Source organism: Microcystis wesenbergii FACHB-1317 (genome assembly GCF_014696875.1).
GTDB lineage: Bacteria > Cyanobacteriota > Cyanobacteriia > Cyanobacteriales > Microcystaceae > Microcystis > Microcystis wesenbergii_A.
This window is the reverse complement of record NZ_JACJQV010000052.1, coordinates 1-25,763: the sequence shown is the minus strand read 5'-3', so window position 1 is coordinate 25,763 and position 25,763 is coordinate 1. Positions and strand designations below refer to the sequence as shown.

General features: G+C 42.8%; 33 protein-coding genes, 2 tRNA genes and 3 pseudogenes. 13 read left to right on the top strand and 25 right to left on the bottom strand.

Annotation, left to right across the window (positions count from 1 at the left end; all coding sequences use genetic code 11):
• Nucleotides 1-103 precede the first annotated feature (103 nt).
• From H6F92_RS02175 to H6F92_RS26945, 3 genes are all read right to left on the bottom strand, one after another.
• Nucleotides 104-2,674, bottom strand: a complete 2,571-nt coding sequence (locus H6F92_RS02175) for a DUF3536 domain-containing protein (protein WP_190356618.1) — start codon at nucleotides 2,672-2,674, stop codon at nucleotides 104-106.
• A 434-nt stretch (nucleotides 2,675-3,108) separates the two neighbouring features.
• Entirely contained in the window at nucleotides 3,109-3,318 is a 210-nt protein-coding gene (locus H6F92_RS02170) for a DUF6887 family protein (protein WP_158202151.1), read from the bottom strand.
• Complete coding sequence (locus tag H6F92_RS26945) at nucleotides 3,315-3,533, bottom strand: DUF6888 family protein (protein ID WP_371731250.1); 219 nt, start codon at nucleotides 3,531-3,533, stop codon at nucleotides 3,315-3,317. The genes H6F92_RS02170 and H6F92_RS26945 overlap by 4 nt, the downstream gene beginning before the upstream one ends.
• On the opposite strand from H6F92_RS26945, the gene H6F92_RS02165 reads away from it, so the two are divergent.
• Entirely contained in the window at nucleotides 3,517-3,732 is a 216-nt protein-coding gene (locus H6F92_RS02165; RefSeq protein ID WP_190356617.1) for a hypothetical protein, read from the top strand. The two genes, H6F92_RS26945 and H6F92_RS02165, sit on opposite strands and share 17 nt — an antisense overlap.
• On the opposite strand, the gene H6F92_RS02160 is transcribed toward H6F92_RS02165, so the two are convergent.
• Both H6F92_RS02160 and H6F92_RS02155 read right to left on the bottom strand, forming a co-directional pair.
• Nucleotides 3,733-3,954, bottom strand: coding sequence for a hypothetical protein (locus H6F92_RS02160; RefSeq protein ID WP_002757426.1), 222 nt, complete (start codon nucleotides 3,952-3,954; stop codon nucleotides 3,733-3,735). It abuts the gene before it with no gap.
• Nucleotides 3,920-4,192, bottom strand: a complete 273-nt coding sequence (locus H6F92_RS02155) for a BrnT family toxin (protein WP_190356616.1) — start codon at nucleotides 4,190-4,192, stop codon at nucleotides 3,920-3,922. Before H6F92_RS02155 ends, H6F92_RS02160 begins: the two co-directional genes overlap by 35 nt.
• A gap of 44 nt (nucleotides 4,193-4,236) precedes the next feature.
• Between H6F92_RS02155 and H6F92_RS02150 the strand changes: the two genes are divergently transcribed.
• From H6F92_RS02150 to H6F92_RS02140, 3 genes are all read left to right on the top strand, one after another.
• Nucleotides 4,237-4,527 (top strand): hypothetical protein, encoded by a 291-nt coding sequence (locus H6F92_RS02150; RefSeq protein WP_190356634.1) that lies wholly within the window; start codon nucleotides 4,237-4,239, stop codon nucleotides 4,525-4,527.
• 198 nt (nucleotides 4,528-4,725) lie between these two features.
• Nucleotides 4,726-5,013 (top strand): hypothetical protein, encoded by a 288-nt coding sequence (locus tag H6F92_RS02145; RefSeq protein WP_190356615.1) that lies wholly within the window; start codon nucleotides 4,726-4,728, stop codon nucleotides 5,011-5,013.
• A gap of 247 nt (nucleotides 5,014-5,260) precedes the next feature.
• On the top strand, nucleotides 5,261-5,800 hold the full coding sequence (locus H6F92_RS02140) for a hypothetical protein (RefSeq protein ID WP_190356614.1): 540 nt from the start codon (nucleotides 5,261-5,263) through the stop codon (nucleotides 5,798-5,800).
• A gap of 604 nt (nucleotides 5,801-6,404) precedes the next feature.
• Here H6F92_RS02140 and H6F92_RS02135 read toward each other — a convergent pair.
• A complete protein-coding gene (locus H6F92_RS02135) occupies nucleotides 6,405-7,406 on the bottom strand; it encodes an adenine-specific methyltransferase EcoRI family protein (RefSeq protein WP_190356613.1) in 1,002 nt (333 codons plus the stop codon).
• Between the two features lie 39 nt (nucleotides 7,407-7,445).
• Nucleotides 7,446-7,553: pseudogene (locus tag H6F92_RS02130) on the bottom strand (EcoRI family type II restriction endonuclease); the annotation flags it as partial.
• A 56-nt stretch (nucleotides 7,554-7,609) separates the two neighbouring features.
• On the opposite strand from H6F92_RS02130, the gene H6F92_RS02125 reads away from it, so the two are divergent.
• Entirely contained in the window at nucleotides 7,610-7,870 is a 261-nt protein-coding gene (locus H6F92_RS02125) for a hypothetical protein (RefSeq protein ID WP_190356633.1), read from the top strand.
• Here the strand turns inward: H6F92_RS02125 and H6F92_RS02120 are convergent.
• From H6F92_RS02120 to H6F92_RS02100, 5 genes are all read right to left on the bottom strand, one after another.
• The gene (locus H6F92_RS02120) at nucleotides 7,851-8,096 is read right to left on the bottom strand and encodes a DUF2442 domain-containing protein (RefSeq protein ID WP_002737254.1); all 246 of its coding nucleotides are present in this window, start codon (nucleotides 8,094-8,096) and stop codon (nucleotides 7,851-7,853) included. The genes H6F92_RS02125 and H6F92_RS02120 overlap by 20 nt on opposite strands.
• A 4-nt stretch (nucleotides 8,097-8,100) precedes the next feature.
• Nucleotides 8,101-8,190: a hypothetical protein gene (locus tag H6F92_RS26940; RefSeq protein WP_242029968.1), complete on the bottom strand. Its 90-nt coding sequence runs from the start codon at nucleotides 8,188-8,190 to the stop codon at nucleotides 8,101-8,103.
• 92 nt (nucleotides 8,191-8,282) lie between these two features.
• On the bottom strand, nucleotides 8,283-8,489 hold the full coding sequence (locus H6F92_RS25635; RefSeq protein ID WP_242029967.1) for a DUF4160 domain-containing protein: 207 nt from the start codon (nucleotides 8,487-8,489) through the stop codon (nucleotides 8,283-8,285).
• A 184-nt stretch (nucleotides 8,490-8,673) separates the two neighbouring features.
• On the bottom strand, nucleotides 8,674-8,958 hold the full coding sequence (locus H6F92_RS02105; protein ID WP_052276670.1) for a type II toxin-antitoxin system RelE/ParE family toxin: 285 nt from the start codon (nucleotides 8,956-8,958) through the stop codon (nucleotides 8,674-8,676).
• Nucleotides 8,951-9,169: a hypothetical protein gene (locus tag H6F92_RS02100; RefSeq protein WP_002757428.1), complete on the bottom strand. Its 219-nt coding sequence runs from the start codon at nucleotides 9,167-9,169 to the stop codon at nucleotides 8,951-8,953. The genes H6F92_RS02105 and H6F92_RS02100 overlap by 8 nt, the downstream gene beginning before the upstream one ends.
• Here H6F92_RS02100 and H6F92_RS02095 point away from each other — a divergent pair.
• Nucleotides 9,160-9,528 carry a hypothetical protein gene (locus tag H6F92_RS02095; RefSeq protein WP_190356632.1) on the top strand — a complete coding sequence of 123 codons (369 nt, stop codon included), beginning with the start codon at nucleotides 9,160-9,162 and terminating at the stop codon, nucleotides 9,526-9,528. The two genes, H6F92_RS02100 and H6F92_RS02095, sit on opposite strands and share 10 nt — an antisense overlap.
• On the opposite strand, the gene H6F92_RS02090 is transcribed toward H6F92_RS02095, so the two are convergent.
• The 4 genes from H6F92_RS02090 to H6F92_RS02075 form a co-directional block, all read right to left on the bottom strand.
• On the bottom strand, nucleotides 9,509-9,850 hold the full coding sequence (locus H6F92_RS02090) for a type II toxin-antitoxin system PemK/MazF family toxin (protein WP_004159877.1): 342 nt from the start codon (nucleotides 9,848-9,850) through the stop codon (nucleotides 9,509-9,511). The genes H6F92_RS02095 and H6F92_RS02090 overlap by 20 nt on opposite strands.
• The gene (locus H6F92_RS02085; protein ID WP_004159876.1) at nucleotides 9,847-10,080 is read right to left on the bottom strand and encodes a hypothetical protein; all 234 of its coding nucleotides are present in this window, start codon (nucleotides 10,078-10,080) and stop codon (nucleotides 9,847-9,849) included. Before H6F92_RS02085 ends, H6F92_RS02090 begins: the two co-directional genes overlap by 4 nt.
• Nucleotides 10,081-10,313: 233 nt before the next feature.
• Nucleotides 10,314-10,715, bottom strand: coding sequence for a hypothetical protein (locus H6F92_RS02080; protein WP_079208937.1), 402 nt, complete (start codon nucleotides 10,713-10,715; stop codon nucleotides 10,314-10,316).
• A 411-nt stretch (nucleotides 10,716-11,126) separates the two neighbouring features.
• Nucleotides 11,127-11,600, bottom strand: a complete 474-nt coding sequence (locus H6F92_RS02075) for a hypothetical protein (RefSeq protein WP_190356611.1) — start codon at nucleotides 11,598-11,600, stop codon at nucleotides 11,127-11,129.
• Between the two features lie 147 nt (nucleotides 11,601-11,747).
• Here H6F92_RS02075 and H6F92_RS02070 point away from each other — a divergent pair.
• A tRNA-Asn gene (locus H6F92_RS02070) sits at nucleotides 11,748-11,819 on the top strand.
• A gap of 302 nt (nucleotides 11,820-12,121) precedes the next feature.
• On the opposite strand, the gene H6F92_RS02065 is transcribed toward H6F92_RS02070, so the two are convergent.
• Together H6F92_RS02065 and H6F92_RS02060 are read right to left on the bottom strand one after the other, a co-directional pair.
• A complete protein-coding gene (locus H6F92_RS02065; RefSeq protein ID WP_190356610.1) occupies nucleotides 12,122-13,381 on the bottom strand; it encodes a M16 family metallopeptidase in 1,260 nt (419 codons plus the stop codon).
• Nucleotides 13,382-13,384: 3 nt separating this feature from the next.
• A complete protein-coding gene (locus H6F92_RS02060; protein WP_190356609.1) occupies nucleotides 13,385-14,662 on the bottom strand; it encodes a M16 family metallopeptidase in 1,278 nt (425 codons plus the stop codon).
• A gap of 548 nt (nucleotides 14,663-15,210) precedes the next feature.
• On the opposite strand from H6F92_RS02060, the pseudogene H6F92_RS02055 reads away from it, so the two are divergent.
• Nucleotides 15,211-16,110: pseudogene (locus H6F92_RS02055) on the top strand (AAA family ATPase); the annotation flags it as partial.
• 11 nt (nucleotides 16,111-16,121) lie between these two features.
• Nucleotides 16,122-16,700, top strand: coding sequence for a DUF4276 family protein (locus H6F92_RS02050; protein ID WP_190356631.1), 579 nt, complete (start codon nucleotides 16,122-16,124; stop codon nucleotides 16,698-16,700).
• 214 nt (nucleotides 16,701-16,914) lie between these two features.
• On the opposite strand, the gene H6F92_RS02045 is transcribed toward H6F92_RS02050, so the two are convergent.
• Together H6F92_RS02045 and H6F92_RS26450 are read right to left on the bottom strand one after the other, a co-directional pair.
• The gene (locus tag H6F92_RS02045; protein WP_190356608.1) at nucleotides 16,915-17,307 is read right to left on the bottom strand and encodes a DUF4278 domain-containing protein; all 393 of its coding nucleotides are present in this window, start codon (nucleotides 17,305-17,307) and stop codon (nucleotides 16,915-16,917) included.
• A 318-nt stretch (nucleotides 17,308-17,625) separates the two neighbouring features.
• Entirely contained in the window at nucleotides 17,626-17,751 is a 126-nt protein-coding gene (locus H6F92_RS26450; protein ID WP_265795499.1) for a hypothetical protein, read from the bottom strand.
• 62 nt (nucleotides 17,752-17,813) lie between these two features.
• On the opposite strand from H6F92_RS26450, the gene H6F92_RS02035 reads away from it, so the two are divergent.
• Both H6F92_RS02035 and H6F92_RS02030 read left to right on the top strand, forming a co-directional pair.
• Entirely contained in the window at nucleotides 17,814-17,987 is a 174-nt protein-coding gene (locus H6F92_RS02035; RefSeq protein ID WP_190356607.1) for a hypothetical protein, read from the top strand.
• 21 nt (nucleotides 17,988-18,008) lie between these two features.
• A complete protein-coding gene (locus H6F92_RS02030; RefSeq protein ID WP_190356606.1) occupies nucleotides 18,009-19,058 on the top strand; it encodes an AI-2E family transporter in 1,050 nt (349 codons plus the stop codon).
• Between the two features lies 1 nt (nucleotide 19,059).
• Here the strand turns inward: H6F92_RS02030 and H6F92_RS02025 are convergent.
• Nucleotides 19,060-19,132: transfer RNA gene (locus tag H6F92_RS02025), tRNA-Gln, on the bottom strand.
• Between the two features lie 445 nt (nucleotides 19,133-19,577).
• Between H6F92_RS02025 and H6F92_RS02020 the strand changes: the two are divergent.
• Nucleotides 19,578-20,016, top strand: a pseudogene (locus H6F92_RS02020) (protein kinase domain-containing protein); the annotation flags it as partial.
• Nucleotides 20,014-20,202, top strand: a complete 189-nt coding sequence (locus tag H6F92_RS25630; RefSeq protein WP_265795878.1) for an IMS domain-containing protein — start codon at nucleotides 20,014-20,016, stop codon at nucleotides 20,200-20,202. The pseudogene H6F92_RS02020 and the gene H6F92_RS25630, both read left to right, overlap by 3 nt.
• Before the next feature lie 142 nt (nucleotides 20,203-20,344).
• Here H6F92_RS25630 and rsgA read toward each other — a convergent pair whose 3' ends face one another.
• The 4 genes from rsgA to dnaK form a co-directional block, all read right to left on the bottom strand.
• Complete coding sequence (rsgA, locus tag H6F92_RS02015) at nucleotides 20,345-21,421, bottom strand: small ribosomal subunit biogenesis GTPase RsgA (protein WP_190356605.1); 1,077 nt, start codon at nucleotides 21,419-21,421, stop codon at nucleotides 20,345-20,347.
• Nucleotides 21,422-21,643: a sulfurtransferase TusA family protein gene (locus tag H6F92_RS02010; protein WP_045358511.1), complete on the bottom strand. Its 222-nt coding sequence runs from the start codon at nucleotides 21,641-21,643 to the stop codon at nucleotides 21,422-21,424.
• Nucleotides 21,644-21,833: 190 nt separating this feature from the next.
• Nucleotides 21,834-22,958: a molecular chaperone DnaJ gene (gene dnaJ, locus H6F92_RS02005; RefSeq protein WP_190356604.1), complete on the bottom strand. Its 1,125-nt coding sequence runs from the start codon at nucleotides 22,956-22,958 to the stop codon at nucleotides 21,834-21,836.
• Between the two features lie 242 nt (nucleotides 22,959-23,200).
• Entirely contained in the window at nucleotides 23,201-25,252 is a 2,052-nt protein-coding gene (dnaK, locus tag H6F92_RS02000) for a molecular chaperone DnaK (RefSeq protein ID WP_190356603.1), read from the bottom strand.
• Nucleotides 25,253-25,763: the final 511 nt, after the last annotated feature.

The following is a 25,763-nucleotide window of genomic DNA, read 5'->3' as shown; positions in this document are numbered from 1 at the left end:
AAATCTAAGGGTTTAGTCTCTGGGTTAACCTGAGTTTCAGGGCAATCATCACCTAACCTACTCAATAATTAAAGGGTGAGCATTGCCCACCCTGTTACTGATTTTACATCCAAATACTCACATCAACTTTTAATACCTGTCCTAATAGTAATAACCATTTTAATTGAGTCATCGGCCAGGGACAGGAAACATCTATTGAATTAGACCGCAAACAATTAGGAACTAGACGCTCGTGGAAATAATTATAGTATAATTCCTGAGAGCGATCGAGGGATAATCCTAGCTTTAATTGTTGGCTAACTTCAATTAAACGGGTGATTAAGCGAGTATCCTCCTCCGCCGTTAAAGGATCACCATCGTGTAATAATTTCCCAAGAGATTGCCAGAGCAAACTTTCTAAGGTTTGACGCGCTTCGGGAATATTTAATTGACAGTGTAAATGATTGGCTTCCTTAGCAATAGCCAATAATTGATCGAGATTATTTTCCGTCGCTTGCCGCTGCTCAAAATCTTTTTCTAGGGCATTAATCACCTGTAAACAACGGTGAGAAATGGCAATATCGGCCGCCACCTGTAACTCTTGAGGTACCGGCAGCTCATCCCGTTGGAAAGCCGCTAAAATGCCGTAATTATCCCGATAAACTTGGGTGTATAATTGATCGAGACGTTTTTTAGTTTCGGCTGTCACCTTCTGCATGATCCGGTGTCTTTCATCGGCAAAAAGATGGGGTAAAGCAAAAAAGTTTTCTCCCAATCCGCGCCCCATTTCTACGATCATGGTTGAGACACTGGCCTGTTGTAAAGATTCAAAGAGATGATCCTTAAGATTGGTATAGATTAACCGACCGTTAAAAGGTTGAATGCAGCAGTAAAAATCCCAACCTCCTAAATGTAGAACAGCAAAGACAAAATGTTCACTTTCTTGGGTAATTTCCGAGGTTAATTCCACCTGTCCCACCGCTAAAGTTAAAGACCCGATCGCTTGTTTTTGATAATCCAATTGACGGGTATTGTAACAATAAATCCGATGATGACCGGGATAATCGGTAAATAGGGAACTAATAGCGTAATGGGCCGCCACCCGTTCCAAATCCACCCGCGCAGAAGTGACCAATTGTCGATAGACATCAGCCCCATCTTGATATAACTTAACGTTACTGGGGGCGAAAGCTAGACGACTGAGGAAATTCATTTCTAATTGAATGCCGGCCACTTCTCCGGCTAATTCCAGGGCCCGGCCAGCATATCTCAAAATTTGCGTACCTTCAGGTCGAGAAATTTCCTCAAAAAACCAGCCACAACTGGTAAACATCAATAAAGCCTGTCTTTGCATTTCTAATAAACGCAAAGCATCGATTTTCTCGCTTTTACTCAGGTTGCGACTTTGATGCAAAGCGAGGAAATGTTCGATCGCGTCTGGGGATCGATCTAAAATAACTGCAATGTAGTCATCCCTTGTCTGCCAAGGATCCTGGAAAAATTCCTGTCCCTGAATCTCATAAACCTTAATTAACTCATCTCTGAGCCAATTTAGGGACTCCCGCAGGGGTTTACGCCATTTTTGCTGGTAATTTCCCCCTCCCCCACAACCACAGTCATCCTGCCAACGATTTACGCCATGGACACAACTCCAAGCGGTCACGGGTTTTAATTCCACTTCCCAAGTGGGGGGGCAAATACTGAGATAATGGGCGAAATTGGTGACTGTCCAGCCGTTTTTAGGGAAAGATTCCGTAAAAGCATAGCTAAGACACTTCTCTGTCCCCTGTTTGTGGTGGCCGAAGGTTTCCCCATCGGTAGCGACGCTGATTAACTGGGAGGGACGATGATCCCCTTTAATTGCCTGTCCCAGACGACCGACGAGAAAATCACTGCTGGCTAGGACATCATTAAAGCCCATATCGCGAGAAATTGGACCATCGTAGAAGAAAATATCCAGATAACGACCATCGGGGATGTAACAGCGATAGGGACGGGTGGGATCGATTTGACCTCCGGCCACCGCGTGCCATTGGGGATGGGGATCATGGTCGCTAGGGAAAGGACGACAGCGCAGGGCCTGGGAAGGGGCTAAAATGGTGAATTTAATCCCTTCATCGATTAAAGCTGTCACTGTGGCTAAATCAATGGCTGTTTCCGCTAACCACATTCCTTCGGGATCACGACCGAAACGGTGCTGAAAATCGGCTTTTCCCCAGCGAATTTGGGTGTATTTGTCCTGTTTGTTGGCTAGGGGCAGAATGATATGATTATAGACCTGGGCGATGGCGTTACCATGACCGTTTAAGCGTTGACAACTTTTTTGATCCGCTGTCAGGATGCGTTGGTAAACTTCGGGATCATGGGATTGCATCCATGACATGAGGGTGGCCCCGATGTTAAAGCTGAGATATTCGTAGTTATTGACTATTTTGATCACTTCCCCCCGGTCATTGTAAATGCGCGCAAAAGCATTGGCACGATAACACTCGTGATGGATGCGTTCATTCCAATTGTGGAAGGGATGGGCGCTCGGCTGCCGTTCAATTCTGTCTAGATAGGGATTTTCTCGCGGTGGTTGGTAAAAATGTCCGTGAACTGTGATATAAACTCCGTGAGCGGTTTTCAGGGGATCAACCCCCGTATCGGTATAGGAATAAAAGGTTGTAGAAGGATTTTCAACAAGATAAGTCATAGAAATGCCTAGAAAATCGGTTTTTTTGAGCGAAAATAGCTGTAGAATGTAGCGACCTGATGTTTAAAAAGACTGAAAACCTGTCCGTTTTTTACGGCCTTGGGGTCACAATATCATATTTTGCGTTCCTAGCAAAGCTAGGGTTAACAATTCGCAACTTCTCGATACACAGCCCTAAGTAATACTAAATTTTGTGACAAAATCTAGCTTTTTCGGGTAAGCTGTTGACTATCTAGGGCTGACTGACCATCCTTTGCAATCAGCATTCTACCCTAGGAGAGATGCGATCGCTCCTCCCCCTGCCCAAAAAGCGATCGCCATTACCCAAAAATTGCTCATTCCCAAAATGATCGCCCCCTGCATTCCTATCCCAAGCAATGGCAATTTTAAAGTTTAATCAAGAAGATGACAGCGATCACATTTATGACGGATAATCAAGGTTGAGAGTTTTGGCGAAATCGTGCTGTAAATTCAGGATATTTTTCTAAATCTTCAACCGAATCTACTGGAGGCATTTCAATCCAATTTCCTTGTTGATGTAGTCTGTCTATATAAGCATAGAAGGCTTGTTGATCATCTCGGTGAGAAAGCATATAATCTTGCAGTTCTTTTTGACTCATTGCTTGAAATTTAGGTTGACTCATGCAATGTACCTCCAATTTCCGTTTGGATAGATTTCAATAATGTTTTCCTCTCCTGCCAGGAAAAAAATATTTCCCGTGCGCTCATCTAGACGAACAATGTTAATAGGTAAATAAAGTCTAGTAAACCAACAACACAGGACATAACATCTTGTTTTTTGCTCTGACGTAGCTATAATTGTAACTCCTTTTTTGGTTAATTTGAAAGATGATAACAATTATCGAATAGGTGTGTTAAAAGCGATCGCCCCTCCCCCTGACCAAAAAGCGATCGCTATTCCCCAAAAATTGCTCATTCCAAAAATGATCGTTCCTCCCCCTGACCCAAAAGCGATCGCCATTACCCAAAAATTGCTCCTTCCCAAAATGATCGCCCCCCGCATTCCTATCCCAAGCAATGGCAATTTTAAAGTTTAATCAACAAGATGACAGCGATCGCACTACAAGATCGGCATCTGTGATTGATGTACGGCGAAACTCATTTAATTCTTGTTGAGATAGAGGGAGACAGTCCGAATCTGCTTCGGCTGCTTTGTCAATTTCTTCCTCAGTCATTGCTTCAACTTTTTCCCAATCTGTCTTACCATGACTAACATTTTCGGGATCAAGTCTGACTCTGGTAATATTGTCGTCGTTCATTTTTATTGGCTCTCCTTGCTGAAATAATGCGGTATCTGCCGTTTCTTTTGGTATAGACGACCAATAAAACTACTTGATTAACTATACCGATTACTTGAATTCTAGTTTCATTATAATCACGTTTATCTTCTCTTTCCAGACAGTTGGTATCTAGAAAAATGTTTTTTGCATCTTCAAAATCAATTTTATGCTTGAGCAAGTTGGCAGCAGCTTTATTATTGTCCCATTCTATCTCCATTTTATCGAGATTTTGTATCTAGTTCATAATATTTTGGATTATACATGATCGCCCTTTCCCATCATCAAAAAGCGATCGCCATTCCCCAAAAATTGCTCATTCCCAAAAGAGATCGCCCTTTGCATTCCTATCCCAAGCAATGGCAATTTGGCTCTCTTATTATTTGTGTGATCTCGCGTAGCGAGCGCGTTGCGACCAATTTAACTTATATAGAAACGATCAATCTTTGTGTCCTTTGTGCCTTTGTGGTTCGTTCCACTTGGTCTCGCGTAGCGAGCGCGTTGCGACCGCCAGCAAGACTGTATCTTAGAATACATTTTACCCACCAAACCTAAGAGAGCCGCAATTTTAATGTTTAATCAACAAAATAACAGCGATTACGTTATAACGAGAACAGGGGATCGCAGTTTTTGAAAAATCAATCAAGGGCGATCACGTTTTGTCCCCCAAAATCTCTCTTGGAAAGCAGAACTTTCTTCAATGCTATAATAGACAAATAATCAATATTCATTAAATCGTTTACTGTAATTCTTATGACTGATGATCAATTGAAACAACTAATTGAGTCTAATGCCAAATCTATTGCGGCTTTATCCGATGCAATGGCAACTGAGCGAGAGGCGATCGCAGCAGATAGAGAAGAACGACGAGCAGAACGTGGCCAGCTATATCAATATTTGGGCAGAATTGCGGCGGCCCAATCCAATTTTTACGAAGTTCAGGCCGATTATTATCATCAATTAGCAGTATTATCTGAGCGTCAAACTCGCACAGAAGAACAAATTGTTAAAATTTTAAAGCATTTATCTATTACTGAATAATGACGCAGAAATCACTTTTTTAAGGAGAGAATAAACAGTGATCGCACTTTATGTTCTTATCTCAAGTCCCATAATCGCACGGTAGGATGTGTTAGCGTAGCGTAACGCCTAATAATTACAAATTCATCATGATTAAAAGCAAAAAGGCGCGTTAAGTAACGCACCTGACTTTGGCTTGATCTATTCGGAGCTTTTTCCAATGGGTTACAATGCCAATAAATAGATAATCTACGAACTAGGGGCGTGCATGGACATAGAGACCAAGAACGATCTCATAGAAGAAATTCTCGCTGCATGGAAAGACCGAATCGGTGATGACTACTTGGGTTACAGGGGTCATGTCTATAGAATGTTCAATTTCTGTTTGGCCCTCCATTCCTGCACGGAAGAAGAAAAGACCAAGTTAGCGATCGCCGCCTGCTTTCACGATCTAGGTCTTTGGTCGGCTCATACCGTGGACTACATCCCACCTTCGCTGTCTGAAGTAAAGAGGTACTTATCCGAAACCGGGCAACAGGAATGGTCTGAGGAAATTGGACTAATGGTCGAGATGCACCATAAGGTTCGCACCTACAAGACAGACCGCTATCCGCTGGTGGAACTCTTCAGAAGGGGCGATTTAGTTGATTTCTCCCTTGGTTTCTTTAAGTTCGGCATTCCTCCCGCCTATGTGAGCGAGGTCAAAAAGGCCATTCCAAATAACGGATTTCACCGCTTTCTCATAAAAGGCGCACGCGAGTGGTTTGCAAAACATCCCTTCAGTCCACCACCCTTTATGAAGTGGTAATGCGATCGCTGATGGCGTAGGATGGGTTAGGGATGATTAAGGCGATCGCTTGTGGGCATGGCCAAAGCACCAATAACATCAGCTAAAATCATTGAACTGACGGTGCGCTCATTTCTCAAACCGAAAATTTGATAAATTGTCTCAAATGCACTCTAGCAAACGCATTGAGCGTTCTACTCGAATATTTATTAGTACAAAAAGACCATTTTGAGGTTAACGAATTGATTAGGGTTGGAGCGAGCCAATCAGCGATCGCCCTCTCAGCAATGTTATGCTTACCTTATTCGCTAAAAAGCATACAGAATAAAGGTTACAGTTTGGTAGGTTGGGTGATCGGTACTCAACCCAATGCTAGTGGAGTAAACACCAGTCCAATAAATGTTATTCTAACTTGATGCAATACCGTAGAGCAAAAACACCTATTGACAATTGGCCAATTTTATGATCCGCATGGGCATTTCAAGTGATACCAGTCAATCAGAATAGTATCGACCAAATGGGTCGATTTTTGCTTAAAGAGATGGCAAATTCTCCTCAAATATGCTTGAATCCTGGGTAGGTAACTCACATAAAGTTCATTTTGTCAAGGATTGTTAAGATGCGCTTACCCTGTTAAATCAATATATTCTGTTTGTCTTCGTTTATTCTTGATTAGTATTCTAAAATAAGGACATTTCCCATTTACTGATAAATCTTTATCATCATTCCCTTTCCTGAATTTAATTATTTCAAATTGGTCGGGATTGAATTTATGTAAAAATGTTATTGGTACACCCATAACCCCCTTGAAGTCTAAGGGAATGTCTTGGGTTTTATTGACATTAATTCCATCATAATTGTCATATTTTGGATATGCAGCTTCGTTTCCAAAATATCTTTTTGTGAGAGCTATATCTTGGTGTCGTTTTGATGTGTCTAAGTTTGTTAACCATAAACAATTATTTGGAGAAACTATTCGATTTCCAGAATTGTCAATACGAGCCTCTGTTCCATAAAGTTGATAGTGTTGGGGAACAATGAAACCAGAAATACCTCTACCAAGATTTATTCCTAACCAGGCTTTGTTTTCTTTAATTAGTTTGAAAATTTCTCTATAGGTTATTGCATTAATATTGCCAATTATCAAAAACTTTTTGTCGTATTTAACTAATTGATCTACATATTCTCTGAATAATGAAAATGGGGGATTAGTCACAACAATATCGGACTTCTTTAATAGTTCAATACTTTCAGGACTACGAAAATCCCCATCACCATTAAAGTAAACAATGTCAGTTGAACTAGGTTTATTTTTTTCTCTCTCTGTGCCTGTATATTCAAAGAAAAAACCCTTTTCATCTTCTTCTCTATTAAATAAATCTCTCACTTGTTCTCGATAACAAGATGTTATTATTTTTTTTAGACCTAACTTTTTGAAGTTTGCGGCAAAATACTTAAAAAAGTTACTAATTCGGGGGTCATCGCAATTGCAATAAACTACTTTATTTTCAAAATGACTTTTATAATGTTGCAACTCGCTTTCTATATCTGAAAGTTGTGTATAAAACTCGTCACTTTTTAATTTTTTGGCATTTTGTAATAATTTATTTGTTGCATTTCTTGCCATATTCAACCTTTTAAAATTTAATAGATATTTTGTTTTTAGTTATTTACTTTTGGTTATCTGATTAAATATTTCACTGCCTAATACTTGAAGAGAGGTTTTAGAAATTTCAAGCATAATATCAAACATTTTTTTGATAAGTAGGGAGGCACAATTATTTCTAGGACGGGTTAGCGGTAACGTAACATGATCGGGGGTTGGGTTTCATGCTTCTAACTTCACAGTTTCAATCAATGTGCATGGTGCGTTCCCCAAAAGCGATCGCTGCAGTAGTAGGACTTGCATTAGGGAACGCACCCTACGGCGATAGCGTACTGCTACGCAGTGCCTTCGGCATCGCACTCCTCATCCCCAAAAAGCGATCGCCCTTGGCGTTCCTATCCCGAGCAATGACAATTTCAAAGTTTAATCAAGAAGATGACAGCGATCGCACTACAAGATCGGCAATCATAGTTCAATTCCATTGATCCAAATTTCATACTCGCTTATATCAACTTCATCATTCCAAACGATTCCGCTACCTGATGGATCAAGTTGAAAGTTTTTAAAGAAAGCATAGTTTTTAAGGGAAGAAAACATCGTTTTTTCTAGTAGATTTTCACAGTTATATTTTCTAGCTTGATGATTAGAAAAATGCACCAATAGAGTATAGTTTTCAATGATTTCGGCTGATGTTATTTTGGGATAAAGCATTGTTTTATTTCAAAGGTGGTAATTTATTAAATTCTTGAGTGTTCCACATTTTCAATAATTCTGATTGATAGATTGTTGCCCATTCTACAACCATTTTTGTGGCTCTATTAGGTAAGTCTCCTTCAATAGACCTCTTGCATAAATCCGAAAACAAACGATAGAAACAATAATGGGAGGGACTTTCAGTTAATTATTTATTAGTAGTTGATAATCTTCAAAAATGTTGCTGTACAAGGATCGACTTAAGACTTTTGCAAGAGGTCTAATGATTTCTAAGGTTTCCAGATTAAATATGGCGTTATATTCTCCATAAATCGCATGAAAATGGGGAGGTGGATGATCGGCAAAAAAGATTTTAATGATAATTCCATAAAATCGAGTAATTTCTGGCATAAATTTATTTTTATAAGTCTTGCTTTATGACAAAAATATTATAACAAAGCTTGTTGGGTTTTGTTACCTCCACCTAAACGACAAGATCAGCGATCTGCTACGCAGTGCCTTCGGCATCGCACTCCTCATCCCCAAAAAGCGATCGCCAACTCCGAAACCTTGCTAACATAATAAAAAATCATATTCAATAAACCTCATCGTGAGTTCCAATATCAATTAGGTTGATCTCTTCTTCTTGGGTTTCAGGGTTTGATTCAAAATTGAAAATAATTCGACAATCATATTCAACAGAAAAAGCCCAAGCACCTGACAATTTCCCCTTTAGTTTATGGGTGCGTAATATTGGATTATAGGGATCGTCAGCGAGTAGTCTCAATTTGGCTTCTATTTTTGATTTTAAGTCAGGTTGTCGTTTAATCCTTGTTTTGAAAGCGCGTTTAAATGATTGGCTAAAAACCAAGTTAATCATTGTTTAGTTCGGCAATAATGGAATCAACATCTCCTCGAAAAACATTACCATTTTGATAGTCTTGTCGAGCTTGAGAAATATTTTGAGCAATTTGTTCTCGTCTTTTTTCGATTTGCCGATGTTTAACAATATTGATCAAGTCATCTTGTTCATCAAAAGAGAGATAGTCAATCATTTCTAAGATTTGACTAAATTGCATTGTTGGCGGCATTGTTACTTTCCCTTTTTTCAATACAGACTTTTATTTTACTCTGCTTGGGCAATAATGACATCCGCGATCGCGAATCGATGACAACTTTCCAACTCACAAAGATCGCCCCTCTTCATTCCCAAAAAGCGATCGCAATCCTTATCCCCAAAGAGCGATCGCTCTTGGCGTTCCTATCCCAAGCAATGACAATTTCAGAGTTTAATCAAGAAGATGACAGCGATCGCACTACGTTCTTCGGCATCCCACTGACAGCTGCAATCAATGTGCATGGTGCGTTCCCCAAAAGCGAGCGCTTTGTAGCAGGACTTGCATTAGGGAACGCACCCTACAGCACTAATTTTATTTTCTTAGCCAATTGATTAAAAGATTTTTAATCCTTATTAGTCTTTCTGGTGATATATTTCCTAAACGTGCATTGATTACAGATGATTCGACACTTGTTAATCGTCCTAGCCGAATTAAAGAAGCCACTTTAAGTCCAGTAGTAATATAGTCAGAATCTGAGGTATTAATAATTTCGTCAAATCCTAGAGTAGCTTGATGGAGACGAGAAGAAATTAAAGCAAGTAATAAATCACGATGGCGACTTGGTGAAATAGCAATAATTAAGGCTGGACGAAGTTTTCCTGATTTCAAGTCTGCTTGAGGAAAACGAATTAGAACAATATCACCTGGTTTCATGGTTGATAAATTTCTTGAGCATCTTCTAGGAAATATTCAATTTCATCTCCTTCTTTGAAAAATTGCTCTAATGAAAATTTTTGCCAGTCTTCATCTTGCCAATTAGTATATTCTGAAATGTTGTTTAGCTCAGGGGAAATTAATCGGGTAAAGTTGGCAATTTTTTCAACAATGTCATCAGGTAATCGGTCAATCTGTTGGTGAAGTTCTTCACGAATTGTAGCAGACATAAGTTAAATTATTTGATTAAGGTGTAGAGTGGATATTATTGATTATAACTCAGATATTGGGTGGCAATCTGGGAAAAAGTAATGTTGGGTTTCTACCAGGTCAGCGATCGCACTACGTTCTTCGGCATCGCACTTCACAGCTGCAATCAATGTGCATGGTGCGTTCCCCACAAGCGATCGCTTTGTAGCAGGACTTGCATTAGGGAACGCACCCTACGGCGATAGCGATCGCACTACAGCGGCAGATGCTGCTTCAGAACGTCGCGGAGTCGGGCAGCGTTCGGCCCAGCTGGATCGAAGGCGCGTAGCTCCTTGCCCTGAGCAGTGTAAATGTAGGCGTTGTTGCATTCGTAGCAGAGGGTCGCCGCGAAGAGCAGGGTATCCCACTCATAGAACGCCAGCCCCCACGGCGGAAAGTGGCAACGGGCCGACTCGCCTGGCTCAAGTTCCCGAAAGAGGCGGATCACTCGCTGAGCTTCAACTCCAAGAAGAAGATGTCTCTCGCTGACGTGGCGCCAGAACGTGTCAGGCCAGCCCTCTTCAGGAACTATACTGCCAGGCAAACAAAACAGCTCTACCCCATCGGCAAGGCCGATGGGGGTCTCCCAAGCCGGTGTATTCCAATTCCACTTCATGTGCTGTACTCCTACTACTTTCCGGGTTCGCTCCTTAACTACTGACCTTTCGCACCGCCTAACTACATATTATACAAAAACTTTCTGTCTAACAGTCTTCAGAGTAACGATAGGTGGAAACTTTCGGCATATTTCCCCATTTTAGCGCAATCGCCGGAACTTTTCCCCATATCATACCCAAGAGCGTATTAGCCAGATTAAACAACCTCTTTTAAGTGGATTCCTAACAGCAAGCTGAAATAAAATAGACTTTTCGGGAAATCTAGCACTAAGTCTTCAATCCACCCCACAATTAACTAATTTTCGGGGAAAAAGTGCCTAAATTTTGCCACCGGCTGGCACTTTTTGAGGGACAAAAAAGCCTAAAAGTCTTATCCCACAAGGTTTTTAGCTCTATTCAGCCAAGCCTATTTATTGGTGTACTTGCAAATGAAGGACATAATGACCTAAAATCAGGTTATCTGACCATAATTCGTACTCTAGACGCAAATATTCGGGGAAATTATTCCCCTCTAATTGGAGACTACGGGTATAGTTGCGGAGGCGAAAAGCGTAATCCGGTTGAGGACTTTCGGCATTTAACCAGTAGCGACTGACACCAAAAACCCCTTGCTCCCAAAAATGACGATAGGCGAATTTTCCTTGGCCCTGCATGGTCATAATTACCCGATTGGCCGAAATTTCTAGCCAAATTAACTTATTTTGATTATTTTCGGGTTTAAGTGTCTCTATTTCTGGGAGAGCGACTGGTGGTTGATTGAGGAGAAGATGAAACCGGTGGCGATCCTTTTGGTAGAGGGTAGCGGCAGTGTCTAAAGTGGAGAGGATGGGTAGATCTGTCGAGAGCAGACAGAAGGAAACGGGACGGCGGTGATGGGCAAGCATAGACTAGACTTAATGGTGTCCTTATCTCCACAATAGTGGATTCTCCGCCCACCGCTACCGGCGCCGGAAATTTTTTTGAGAAAAAATCCAGAAAACACTTGCATTATTCAGGGACTTATGATTATAATTATTAATTGTGAGTAGCTTTCCTCGGTAGCTCAGTGGTAGAGCGGTCGGCTGTTAACCGATTGGTCGTAGGTTCGAATCCCACCCGGGGAGTTAATCAAAAATAGCAGCGGCAATAGTTTTTATTGCCGCTTTTTGATGTTTTTAACTAAGCTGTTGACTATCTAAATTACTCGTTGAGACTGTCTATGAGATGGGAGCGGGGGTTGGGGAAATGGGGAAATGGGGAATTTCAACTAAAACCCCAAAACCCTAAAACCCCAACACCTATCTCCTATATCTTATCTCCTGATACTAAATCCAGTTATTAAAAACTGATTATTTATTCTCCATTTTGCATGAGTGCATGAGTAGAAAACGGGTTTCTCCGAGAAACCCGTTTTCTGTGCGACTACTTAGAGAATTTCAGCGATCGCATTTTCTGGACCGACTAGGGAAATGTAGGGATTTTGAAAATATTTACTGGCTACCGATCGCGCTTGTTCGGGAGTAATCTGATTAATAGAATCCAAGAAAGTGCGATCAAATTCAATCCCCAAACCTAGGCTTTCATACCAACCGTATAACTGAGCGATTTCGGCGTTAGTTTGTTTACCGAGAGCATATTGACCCAATAACTTATTTTTAGCTGACTGTAACTCCTCTTCACTCAAAGTTACTTTGTATAACCTTTCTGCTTCCTGACGCAATCCCGACACTGCGATCGCTGTGTTTTGGGGTGCAGTTCCCATATAAATGACAAATTGGGAAGAATCGAGACGGGTGGGATAAAAAGCGGAAACATCGTAGGCTAATCCCCGTTTTTCTCGCAATTCCACGAATAAACGACTAGATAACCCGTTCCCCAGATAGGTACTCAATAATTTTAAAACGGCATAATCATCCTCTTGTACAGAGGAGCCGGGATATCCTAACATAACGATCGCCTGTTGACTAGCTTGGACGGTAGTTAAACAGGTGGGCTGAAAATCAAAAGCGGCCGGAGGTAAACTAGATAAAGAAAGATCGGGAATTGACCAACTGCCAAAAATTTCCGTTACTGCTTTTACTGCTTGCTCTAGGGTAATACGGCCAGAAAGACTAATCACCAGGTTATCCGGACGGAAAAAGCGACTATGATAGGCCAGCAGATCCTCCCGTTGCAATTGCGAAACCGTTGCCTCCGTACCCAATAAAGACATACCATAGGGATGATCTGGGTACATAGCGGCGCGTAATTGATTAAAAGCTACATTAAAAGGCTGTTCCAATTGAGAGCGAATGCTTTGACGGGTGAGATTTTTCTCTAATTCGATTTCTGGGGGTGGAAAACTGGGAAAACGAATAATTTCCGCCGCTAGACGCAGTATATCTAGAAAATCCTTTGTAACAGTCTTTAAACTAACCACAAAATAATCGGTCCCCGTGTCCGCACTTAAACCGGCCCCCGTGGACTCAACTCGATCAGCAATTTCTAGGGAAGATAACTTTTCTGTACCTTTAGTGAGCAGCACGGCCAAAAGACGAAATAAACCCGCTTTTTCGGTTTTTTCCCAACGAGTACCCGCATTTTTAAGAAAAATCCTCCCTGCAACCAACTCCACGGCCGTATTTTCCACCACTAAAAGAGTGATGCCATTTTCTAAGGTTAAGCGGTGAATGGGAGAAGCGGACATCGTTTATTCACAGGGTTGCATTATTGTAATAGCATATCGCTCCGGGGAGAGATACTGACGAGCGAGACGCTGTAGATCTGACGGTTGCAAACTTTGGATAACTTGGGGATAGATCGTTGCTAGGTCGGCAGCTCTCAGGGTTTGATAATATCCATAGAGTCCCGCTAATTGGCCCGGGGTTTCTGTGGAGAAAATATAATCGTTAGCTAATAACTGTTGAGTGCGGTGTAATTCTGCGGGGGTGACGGGATGATCGTGTAGATGTTGGAGATGTTCACAGATAATACCTTCAATTGTCCCGATTTGTGAGCTAGATAGCCAAGCGCCGATGGTAAAGAGACTGGAATCTCGTTGCAGGGAAAAATTACTGTTAATATCGAGGACGATTTGCGCTTCTTCCCGCAGCTGTCGCACTAACCGCGAACAGCGTCCCCCGGCAAGAATTACCGAAAGCAAGTCTAATCCAAAGGCATCTTCTAGGCGATCGCATCCCGGTCCCATCCATCCCATCAAGAGGCGAGAATGTTCTAGGTGGGATAAATATACTTGGGAACGACGAATTTCAATCATGGGTGGTTCGGCAGCCACTGGATTCCCAGGGGATTCTGAGGGGACGGGAAATTCCCGAAAAGATTGCCGGATAATTTCTAAAGCTGGTTGGGGTTCAATTCCCCCGATAATCGCCACACACATATTTTCTGGTTGATAATAGGTGCGATGGAAACAGCGCATTTGATTGGGGGTTAATTGCTCTAAACGGGGTTGATCGCCTAAAATAGAGCGTCCGTAGGGATGGTTTTGATAGATACTTCCGCAGAGGGTTTGGTAGGCAATCCAATCGGGATCATCATAACAGGCCCGTAATTCTTCTAAGACTACATCTTTTTCCCGATAGAATTCCTCATCGTCAATCTCAGCATGGAGGAGAATTTCGGCCAGATGGGGTAGGGTATGTTCAATTTGATCCACACTGGTGGTGAGATAGAAGTGTGCATAATCGTGACTGGTGGCCGCGTTAGTCATTCCGCCACAATTTTCGATTAAATAGTCGAAGAGTCCGGGGGGAAGTTTTTTTGTCCCCTTAAAGATCATGTGTTCGAGAAAATGGGCCATACCTAACCATGGATCGGGTTCAGCGATCGCACCTGCTTTCACCCACACATCTACTACCACCACAGGAGTCACTGGTAAATACTGATGAATTACGGTTAAGCCGTGATCTAATTGCCATACCTGAGCGGGAAAAGAACTTGTTTGACACTGCGCTATCGACTTGATCAATGTCTGTTAACCAGATTTTTTGTTAAATTCTATACCTAGGTTATCTTATTCTCTTGTCTGTTTAACCATTAAAAAACTTTTGTCATGATTTCTAGATAATTTCCCCAAATATCAGCCTTATCAGTGCTCCGTGATCAGTGATCAGTTATCAGTGATCAGATGTGAGTTTTTAGTGAATAGTATGACAGCCTTTCTCGTAAAGGTGAAGCACAAGCTCATTCTTGCTAATCAAGTATTTCAGATGCAAGAACGAACCTCATGTATCTGAGAGGATGTTTGAAAAGGGTCACAGGTAGCGTAGTCGTCTAGGCAAGCCGCCTCAACATGAGTCGAATCATGCCGAGATAAATAGGGTTTGCGGCAAAAAGCTTTTCCTAGGGGCAGGGGGGGTGTGGGGTTTTACCGATTTTGAGGTAGTCAGTTACCTAATTTTCAGGGAAAAAGTCCTGGAATTTTCCCCCCGATCCCCGCAACGGCTGGCACTTTTTGAGGTCAAAAAAGTCTAAAAGTCTTATCCAACAAGGTTTTTAGATTTATTCAGCCAGCCCTATATACTCATAATTGGACAAAACAAAAATCGCCCTGTTATCAAACGCGAAATACTTCGCTACAAAAGGGGTGAACACGGTAAACCTTTTCATTTTTTAGATTTTCAACTTGGTCAAGGATATGCTATTACCAACGAAGAAGATTTTAGTAAACCGGATAAAGAACTCGATCGAGAAGAACAACAGCTAGAATCTAAAGATATACTAGCAATTAAAGGATTAGGACAATTTCAACGTTTTCAAGCCGCTACAGCCTTTCGTTCTCTGATTGAAAATTGGCACGTTTCTGACTTTCATATTAGCGAAGCTAGAGGAAGTAAAGAAATATCTTATGCTGAACACTTATCCCCTACTGGCGACAATATAGCTACAGTCGCTCAATATATTTATCAACAATATCCCCAAATTTTTCAGCAAATTCTCGAAAAAATGAAACAAAGAGTTCCGGGTATTTCCTCTGTGGAAGCCAAAGAAACCGAAGACGGTCGCTTGATTTTACGTTTTCAAGATCAGGCCTTTAAAGATCCTTTTATTGATCGCTATGTTTCTGACGGTACTATGAAAATGTTCGCTTATTTAATATTACTATTCGATCCCAATCCTCATCCCCTACTCTGTGTCGAAGAACCAGAAAACCAACTTTATCCTACTTTATTAAAAGAACTAGCCGAAGAATTCGCCCACTATAGCGACCGGGGGGGTCAGGTATTTGTTTCTAGTCACTCCCCCGATTTTATCAATGCGGTTCCACTAGCTAGTATTTTCTGGCTAATTAAATCCCAAGGTATTACCCAAATCCATAGGGCTGCCGATAGCGAAATCCTCAAAAACTTAGTAGCGGAAGGCGATTTACCCGGCTATCTTTGGAATCAAGGTTGGTTTAAAGGAGTAGAACCCTAAGGAACTATGATATCGTATTTTTGTTAGAAGAGTCATCTATAAAAAATGTGTTAGAAGAACTTTTGCCTAAACTTATTCCCCCAGAAATCAGCTATATATGTATTAGTCATCAAGGTAAACAATATCTAGCCAAATCTATTCCTAGAAAACTCAAAGCTTTCAATAAATCTAGTCCCAATACCAAATTTATTATTGTCCATGATCAGGATTCTCACGATTGTCAAGAACTCAAAAAAGAACTAGGGGAAATTTGTCAAAATGCCAGGGATGCTCAAGTCTTAATTCGGATTATTTGCCATGAATTAGAATCTTGGTTTCTGGGAGATTTAGCAGCGGTGGCCAAGGCGTATAATTTAAATAGTCTCGGTCAAAAACAAAATAAAAGTAAATACAGAGAACCGGACCTGCTTAACTCGGCCAAACAAGAATTAACAAAGCTAGTGAAAGAGTATTATGCAGGAACCCACTCTCAACAGATTGCCCCCCATCTTTCCCTAACTGAAAATAAATCCCGTAGTTTTCAAACTTTTGTCCAAGGTATCAAAAATGTTGTGGAAATGAGACAACGCCCCAATCGGAACCAGAACTAGAATAGACCTCGACCTAATATAATTAAAAGCTTGTAAGCTCCTAACTAGAGTTGGCTGAAAAAATCTAAAAATCTTGTTGGATAATATCTTGAGGCTTTTTTAAAATCAAAAAGTGCCGGCCCTGGGAGTGAGCGGGGGGAAGATTTAGGCATTTTTGCGCCCAAAAATATTCCCCCCGGCAGAACCGAGGGGAAAGTGGGAAAAAACCGTTAGATTAGCAGTTTAAGGCTAAGTCTTGGGATTCTTTTTTCAAGAGATTAACGAGGGTTTCGTCACCATTCTCTTGAGCGATTTGTAAACGACGTTCCAGACGAAGACGAATATTGTTCAGATGGATGCTAGAAAGGGTTTCCTCTTGGACAACAACAGGGGGTTTGACAACGGGCAACGGACAAGTGTTCGGGATGACTTGCTCGGCAAAATGAGGACGGGTGCTGTAGGCAACTCCACGATACTGACGATGCAGTTTCGGTTCTAATTGGAGCATATGGCGAGGATAATGGTGATTCCAGTCTTGACCTCGGTATTTACCCCCGATATCTCCAGTCTTCATCTCCAAGGGGAGAGAATCCCTTTCGTACTTAACTCCTCGATAGGCTAACGTCATATCACCGACTCCCTGCAATGCTTTAAAGTGACTTTAATCCCCCTTGTCGTCCCTATATAGGGACAACAAATGAAAAGATATTATTTATTATTCTGTATCTATTTTTACATTTTGTTAGGGAAATTGAAAAAACTTTATAAAAATTTAATATTTTCTAGCTGGCGACAGTATCCTTTTCCGGCTGAGTTTGGTCGCCCGCCAAAGGAGCCTCTAGGGTTTTGAGGATGAATTTCGGGGCCAGAGGCGACCAAAGGAACCGCCATACCATGATTGTTTCATAATTTCCCCTTCCCTCTGGACCGACCCCGCCCAGAAAATCTAGCAACTTCGCCCATATTCCTGAAAAATGTTATTATTGCCAGCAAGCTCAATTTTTGCCGTTTTATATCTTTCCTTAACTTGAGCAATAGTATTAATCAAATCCATGGGGTATGATTGCCACATTCTAACCAAAATTTACCCTATTCAGGGATAAGATAGTGCTTGTGTCACCTAAACATTGATCTATGAGCGGCTTTATTATCAAAATAATCTTGATATCGGCTTTAATTTCCCTGGCAATTAAATATCTTGCCCCTTTATTATCGATCGCTCCCAGTCCTCTTAACACTTTAATTCTGGTTTTTACTCCTTTTCTGCTCACGGTTTTTGCCCTCTGGAGACGGACAATAACTGATTAGGAATTTTTCTCCTTACTCATCATGACTTTTGGCAGCAGCCTCGGTTTAGTTCTGTTAGTCTTTTGTCTGTTGATTCTCTGGCAGATTCGACAGATTCTCTTATTATTATTGATGGCGATTCTTCTGGCTCAGATTTTAAATTTGGCTGTGACTTGGTGGCAGCGTCATCACCTCAAGCGTTCCTACGCCCTAATTATCACTCTTTTTGGCTTCTTTATTGGTATTATCGGTATGTTTGTGGGGATTATACCCGCTTTAGTCCAACAATTTCGCCAATTATTTAGTTTATTACCCCAAGCTATAGAAAGACTCTGGGGACAAGTCCATAGTTTTGAGGATTATCTCGATCCTACTCTGGCCAGTGTCTTCCCGGACTTTAAAACGCTGCTGGCTCAATTACAACCCCTGATTAACCAAATTGCTGGCCGGGGTTTGAGCATTTTTTACGGTACTTTCGGCATTATCCTCAGCTTACTGCTAATTTTTGCCCTGAGCTTGATGATTCTCGCCGATCCTGCCGCTTACCACCGTTGTTTTCTGCGTTTATTTCCCGCTTTCTACCGTTCTAGGGTACGATCGATCCTAGAACAGTGCGATCGAGATTTAAAAGCTTGGCTGAAAGGGATTTTCTGTCATATGTTGATTATGACCTTATGCAGTTGCCTAGGTCTATCCCTGATCGGCATTCCCCTCGCTTTTTCCCAATCTATCCTGGCGGGATTTCTCACCTTTATCCCCAATCTCGGACCGCTTTTAAGCACGATTTTACCCTTTTCTATCGCCCTTCTGGAAGCTCCCTGGCAACCCTGGGCGGTTTTACTACTCTACAGCAGTATTTATCTGTTAATTCAATATTTCGACCATCATCCACCGCTGCCCATTTTAACGGTGCGGTCGCTCAAGCTTTTACCCGCTTTTACCTTGTTAGCCCAGTTGTTTTTTGCCTCGATTTTTGGCTTTTTAGGCCTATTTCTGGCGGTTCCCCTGACGCTTATCGGTCGTATTTGGCTAAAGGAGGCTTTGAGCGAGGATATTCTCAATCATTGGCGGATTAGGGATAAAAAATCTTAAACTGGGGATCTAGGATTCGAACCTAGGAAATGGCGGGACCAAAACCCGCTGCCTTACCGCTTGGCTAATCCCCATTGCACAGACCTTTTTAATATTAGCATTTATCTCCCTGGTTTTGTCAAGAAGTTTCTAAAAATTTTTTGCTTACTGTGGCATCCGAGGGTAGAATCAGGAGGCCGCCTGAGCCTCAAACTAAGCTATAGTGGGAACTACTGGTCTGTCAAGTTGAAGTTAGCCCAGACAATCATTGTCAAGCTGTATCCTTAACCAGAGAGCAGTCAAACTAGGTCCGTCTGAGGTGAACATCTCAAGCACGGTTCTGAATGGGGGGGGAGGTCGGCGATAATCTGATCAGTGGAGATTATTAAGTAAACAGTAAGTAGGTGGGTGGAATTAAATATAAGATCAACGTAGGTTGGGCTTCGGCCGTGAGCTTTTGCCGAACGGTTGAAGCATGAAACCCAACGCCCGCATAGTTTACGCTACTGCTAACCCATCCTACAAATAATTGTGCCTCCCTACTTAAAACCGATTAATGATAATCCCCAGGTTGACAATCTTGTCAAAGAAAGATTTGAGCGAGAGGCTGCTATCCTGGAAAAATTGAGCGAAAATAGTCCTCAAATTCCCAAACTATACGCTTATTTTGAGGAAAATCATCAATTTTATTTAGTCGAGGAATTTATCGAGGGGGAAACTCTCAGCCACAGAATACAGAGTAAAGGAGTTTTTAGCGATGATCAAGTCAAAGAGATTTTAGTTAGTATTTTAGAGGTTTTAATTTATGTTCACGGACAAAAAATTATCCATCGAGACATAAAACCCGATAATATCATTCTACGGATTTATGATAATTTACCGATCCTAATTGATTTTGGTGCGGTTAAAGAAACTAGGTTCTTCGGTTTGTGTTATGGGAACACTGGTTTCTAATTCGGGACATTCTCTTAATTCTATCTCTGGCGATCAAGCTACAGTGGATGTGGTGGTTACTGAAGAAAGAACACTCTATAACAGTCAGGGTAAAATTGATCGAAAAAATAGTGCTTTTACTACCTCATTGGTTCGCTATAATCTTGAAAATGACGAGGGAACATGGAAAATAGCTAACTCTAGAACTCTTAAAAATTTAGTTCGTAGATAAGTTAAATTAATTCCAAAAGGGCGAGAATAAAAATCAAAAATAGTTCAGATAAAAACCCATAGATACAGTCATTGCTGTTAGATTTTCATCTTTAGACAGTATTTATCAAGCAACCCTGAAGATAAAGGCAACCTAACCGATTCTATTCAGAATCGTCATTATAAATGTCTTGGAGAGTTTTATTTTCGTAGCGTTCCTGATCTTGATTTTTGCCGCGACGGGAAGGACGACGATATTTTTTATTAGCTAATTTGGGTTCGTAGGTTTCTTGACCTGCTTCTTTAATTTTTAACTTTAAACTTGACTCTTTTGTGCTAGTTTTCTGTAATGACTGTTCCCGTGCGATCGCCTCTTCTAAAAACTCTAAATAATGTTGGTAACGTTCCCAATCTCCCCTCACCACACAGTTAGGTTCTCGACGGTGAGTACAATCATTAAATTGACAATTTCCTAAAGCTAAACGCTGTCTCACTTCCGGAAAATAAAAAGTTAATTGTTCCGGTGAACAGTTAATATCCGGTTGGTTAAACCCCGGACTATCGGCCAATAAACCCCGATTTGGTAAAGCAAATAACTCCACATGACGGGTAGTGTGACGACCTTTTTGCAGTTTTCCCGACACATCCCCCACCCGTTGATTAATCTCAGGAATTAGGCAATTAATTAAACTCGATTTTCCCACCCCCGATGGACCGGCCAAGAGAGTGATTTTATGGTTTAATTGTGCCAATAAAGCCTCAAATCCCCGATTTTTCTCCACACTGACAAAAAAAGGCCGGTATCCCCAACCAGCTAGGCGATCGGCCCAGACCTCTATTTGTTCCGGTTCCCCCAGATCGATTTTATTGACACAGACCGCAATTTCTAAGCCTGTGGACTCGGCTTTCACCAAAAAACGACTGATCAGCCAAGGATCGAGGACGGGTTCAGCAAGGGCAAAAACTAGCAAAATCTGCTCGATATTGGCAACGGCTGGCCGATCGATCTCGGTACTGCGGGGGAGGACTTCTGCGATCGCACCCTGCCGATCATCAAAATTGGCTTCCTCCACGCGCACCCGATCACCAACCATCACCGATTGACCGATTTTTTGCAAGCGAGCGCGACGGGTACAGAGAAGATTCTCGCCCATAACGGGAGAATCCAAGCGTACCTGATAGAAATTCGCCTGTACGGCCACCACTGTGCCGTATAAATCGGTTAATTGTGCATCTACCATTTAGAAATCGGGGCGATAGACTTGGAGAACAAAAAAGCTATCTCGGTCCTCGATCGATTCTATCTGATAACCCTCCACTGTCAGGCTAGTGGGAACCTGTTCGATCGGTTCCCCGGCATCTAACCAGACTTCTAACCGTTCCCCGGCGGTCATTTTCTCTAATTGCAATTTTGTCCGGACAAAATTAATTGGGCAGGGAGTGCCGCGCAGGTCTAAAGTCATAGTTATTTAGGGTTTGTTGAAAAAGTTTCCTGGGGGCAGGGTGTGGGGTGTGGGGTGTGGGGTGTGGGGTGTGGGGTGTGGGGAGAATAAATAAAATAATCTCCTATCTCCTGACTCCTGAATACTGCCGACCGCCGACCGCCCCCTGCCTCCGTTATCCGACAAGATTTTTAGATTTATTCAGCCTGCCCTATTTATGGAAGATATTACCTAAAAATCCCTCGATGCCGCCTTTCCCCACGGTTTCCCCGCGAACTTTTGCTAATTTTTCCAGTAATTCCCGTTCTTCTCCGGTGACACGGGTAGGAATCGAGATTTTAACGGTAATGCGATGATCACCGCGACTGACGGGATTGCCTAATTTGGGAACCCCTTTACTTTCTAAAATCAGTACGGTGTTCGGTTGAGTACCGGCCGGGATAGTCAGGTCTTCTTGGCCATCTACCGTATTAACTTTAATAGTACATCCTAAAATCGCTTGGATATAACTGATCGTGATATCCGATTTAATATCATTCCCTTCCCGTTGAAATTCTGCATCGTTTTCCACGGTTAGATAAACGAATAAATCCCCCGGCGGCCCGCCTTTAAGTCCTGCGTCTCCTTCCCGGGCAACGCGCAATTTCATGCCGTTGTCAACCCCCGCGGGGATGGTAATTTTCAGTTTTTTGGTTTCCTGTTTACGTCCAGAACCGCCGCAAAGGTCGCATTTTTCCTCGATCACTTCTCCAGCACCATCACAGGTGGGACAGGCCGAAACCTGAGCAAAAGTACCGAAGGGAGTACGGGTGGCGCGACGCACCTGACCAGTACCATTACAAGTAGTACAAGTGCGGGAACTGGTTCCTGGTCTGGCCCCACTGCCTTTACAGGTTTGACAGGTTTCCAGATGGCGGATACGGATTTCCTTTTCGCCGCCAAAGACCGCCTCGCGGAATTTTAGTTTGAAATCGAGACGTAGATCCTCGCCCCGGATAGGGCCTGTGCGTCGGCGGGCGGCGGCTTGGCCGCCCATGCCCCCGAAACCACTAAAGATTGACTCAAAGATATCGGCGAAACCGCTCATATTGTCGGGATCAAAACCGGCAGGGCCACCAGAAACCCCAGCTTCACCAAAGCGGTCATAACGATTGCGGGTTTCTGGTTCCGAGAGAATTTCGTAGGCGCGGTTAATTTCTTTGAAGCGTTCCTCGGCTCCCGGTTCTTTGTTAACATCGGGATGGTATTTTCGGGCGAGACGACGATAGGCGCGTTTGATGTCTTCTTTGCCGGCATCCCGCGAGACACCTAGAATTTCGTAATAATCAGTGGGCATAGGGGGCTATGGTTCTGCTCGCAATTTATAAATAAAGTTTAAGTCTAGTTGTTACTTTAACAAACTATACATAATAGTTTAGTTGGGTTATCCCTACTATTTTTTGGGTGGGAGAGGGGAGCACCGGAGTGGGGAGTGGGGAGCGCCGGAGTTGGGGAGAAAAAAACTGAAAACTCACATCTGATCACTGATTACTGATTACTGATTACTGATGACTGAAAAGGCTGATAGCTTTTCCTTTTTTAATCTACGGCCTCGTAGTCACTGTCGATCGCTTCTGCCTCATTGTCGGTATTATCATAACTGCCTGATTCGGTGGATTTGGTTTCTGGATTGCTATGGGTTCTGGTTCCAGTACGGGGGAGGGTTGGCCTGTCGGCGATGGTATTTGGGGGGGCGGCGGCTTGGGTGCGGGTTGGTTGAGTTGGTTCTTGGGTGACGTTGAGCGGTTGAAGACCAGTACCGTTGCGGGTTGGGTTTTCTTTTTGTTTACCCGTGTAGATGCGGGTACCAATTTCCAGGACAATCTGACGAAATTCTTCCAGGGTGGTTTTTAGCTTTTCTGAGGATAGGGAGGGGTCGCGCAGGGCGCTTTCCAACTGTTGCCGCTTCTGGTCGGCTAGTTGCCGGATAGCGGGGGTGACCAACTCACTGTTTTCCCTAAGGGTGACTTCGTAGCTATAGAAAAGACTATCGGATTGGTTGCGAATATCGATCATTTGCCGACGATTGCGATCAAATTCGGCGTTTTTTTCGGCTTCTAGGCGCATTTTTTCAATTTCGTCGGTTTTTAGTCCTCCAGTATGGCTAATTAAAATGCTTTGTTCTTTGCCGGTGCCTTGGTCGCTGGCGGACACTTTTAAGATGCCGTTGACATCGATCTCGAAGGTTACTTCGATTTGTGGCACACCCCTGGGAGCGGGGGGAATTCCTGTGAGGAGAAATTTACCGAGGGTTTTGTTATCTTGGGCTATTGATCTTTCTCCTTGCAGAATGTGAATTTCTACTGAGGTTTGACCGTCGGCAGCGGTGGAGAATGTCTGAGATTTGCTGGTGGGGATGGTGGTATTGCGATCGATGATTTTGGTAAAGATTTCGCCGAGGGTTTCGATGCCGAGGGAAAGGGGGGTGACGTCGAGGAGGAGGACGTCTTCTACTTCTCCACCTAAAACTCCAGCTTGAATTGCTGCTCCTAAAGCAACGGCTTCATCGGGGTTGACAGAGCGATCAATCTGGCCCGCAGAAAAGAAACGGGAGATGAGTTGCTGTACGGCGGGCATTCTGGTGGAACCACCGACAAGAATCACCCGATTGATATCGCTAGGCTGTAGTTCGCTGTCTTTGAGGGACTGTTGTACGGGTTGGAGGGTTTTTTCTACTAATTCTCTGGTTAATTCTTCGAATTTAGCGCGAGTTAGTTCTATTTCTAGGTGTTTGGGACCGGTTTCGTCGGCGGTGATGAAGGGGAGATTGATTGAGGTGGTAATCAGGCTAGAAAGCTCGATTTTGGCTTTTTCTGCGGCTTCTCGCAGTCTTTGGCTGGCCATGCGATCGGTGGCTAGGTCGATGTTTTCTTGGTTTTTGAAGTTCTCGATCAGCCACTGCACTAAGAGGTTATCAAAATCGTCTCCGCCAAGATGGTTATTGCCAGCCGTGGCTTTCACTTCAAAGACTCCATTCCCCAGTTGCAGGATGGAAACGTCGAAGGTTCCTCCCCCTAGGTCAAACACGAGGATATGCTGATCTTCGTTTTGTTTATCTAAACCGTAGGCCAGGGCGGCGGCGGTGGGTTCGTTAATAATTCTTAATACTTCTAGCCCTGCGATCGCACCTGCGTCTTTGGTGGCTTGACGTTGGGCATCGGTAAAATAGGCGGGAACTGTAATCACGGCTTCTGTGATCGGTTCTCCGAGATAGGCTTCGGCATCGGCTTTTAATTTTTGCACGATCATGGCCGAGATTTCTTGGGGGGTAAATTCTTGCTCGCGAATTTTGATGTTGACGGTATCATCGCGACCGCGTTGGCAATGATAGGCGACTCGTCCCCTTTCTGCTTCGGTGTCTTGCCAACGTCTACCGATGAAGCGTTTGATGCTATAGACGGTATTTTCGGCATTAGTGATGCCTTGACGTTTGGCTAGTTGTCCTACTAGGCGCTGGCTTTTGCTGAATGCCACGATGCTAGGGGTTGTTCTTCCCCCTTCTGAGTTGGGGATTATAATCGGCTGACCCCCTTCGAGGGCAGCGGTGCAACTGTTGGTTGTCCCTAAGTCGATGCCGATGACTTTTCCCATGACAATCTGATAATAACGGTGGTTAATAGGATAGGATTGGCGACAAAAATTATCTCAAAATCAGGGATGGGCTTTTTGCCTTGTTTGACCTCTCCGCACCTTGGCTAATTCAAGTCTTAATTGCATGACCACCTAAAAGTATAGCGGTTTTCCCAGAAGTGAGTCCCGACTGAAACTCTGAAACGGCTATCTATCAATGGATTTCCTACACCTGCTTAGACTGAAAACCGCTATACCTTCATAGAATACCTCATTTGGGGTCTGATCGTCAAGACATTTTCGAGGCCGACAGCAATTCTCATTTTAAAAAGTAACAAGTGATACAGACAGAAACAAAGCTTTAAGCAAGCTACAAAATGCGCTCCCGCGAGTGCGACTGCATCGCAGAGAAATGCGGGATAGAGTATTTATACTCAAAATATTTGAAAGATGGGAGAAATCTAGAACAAAAGTTCTCTACATCAGAAAGAGAACCAAATAAAAATTGATGATTGTTGTCTGTTGAGGTAAA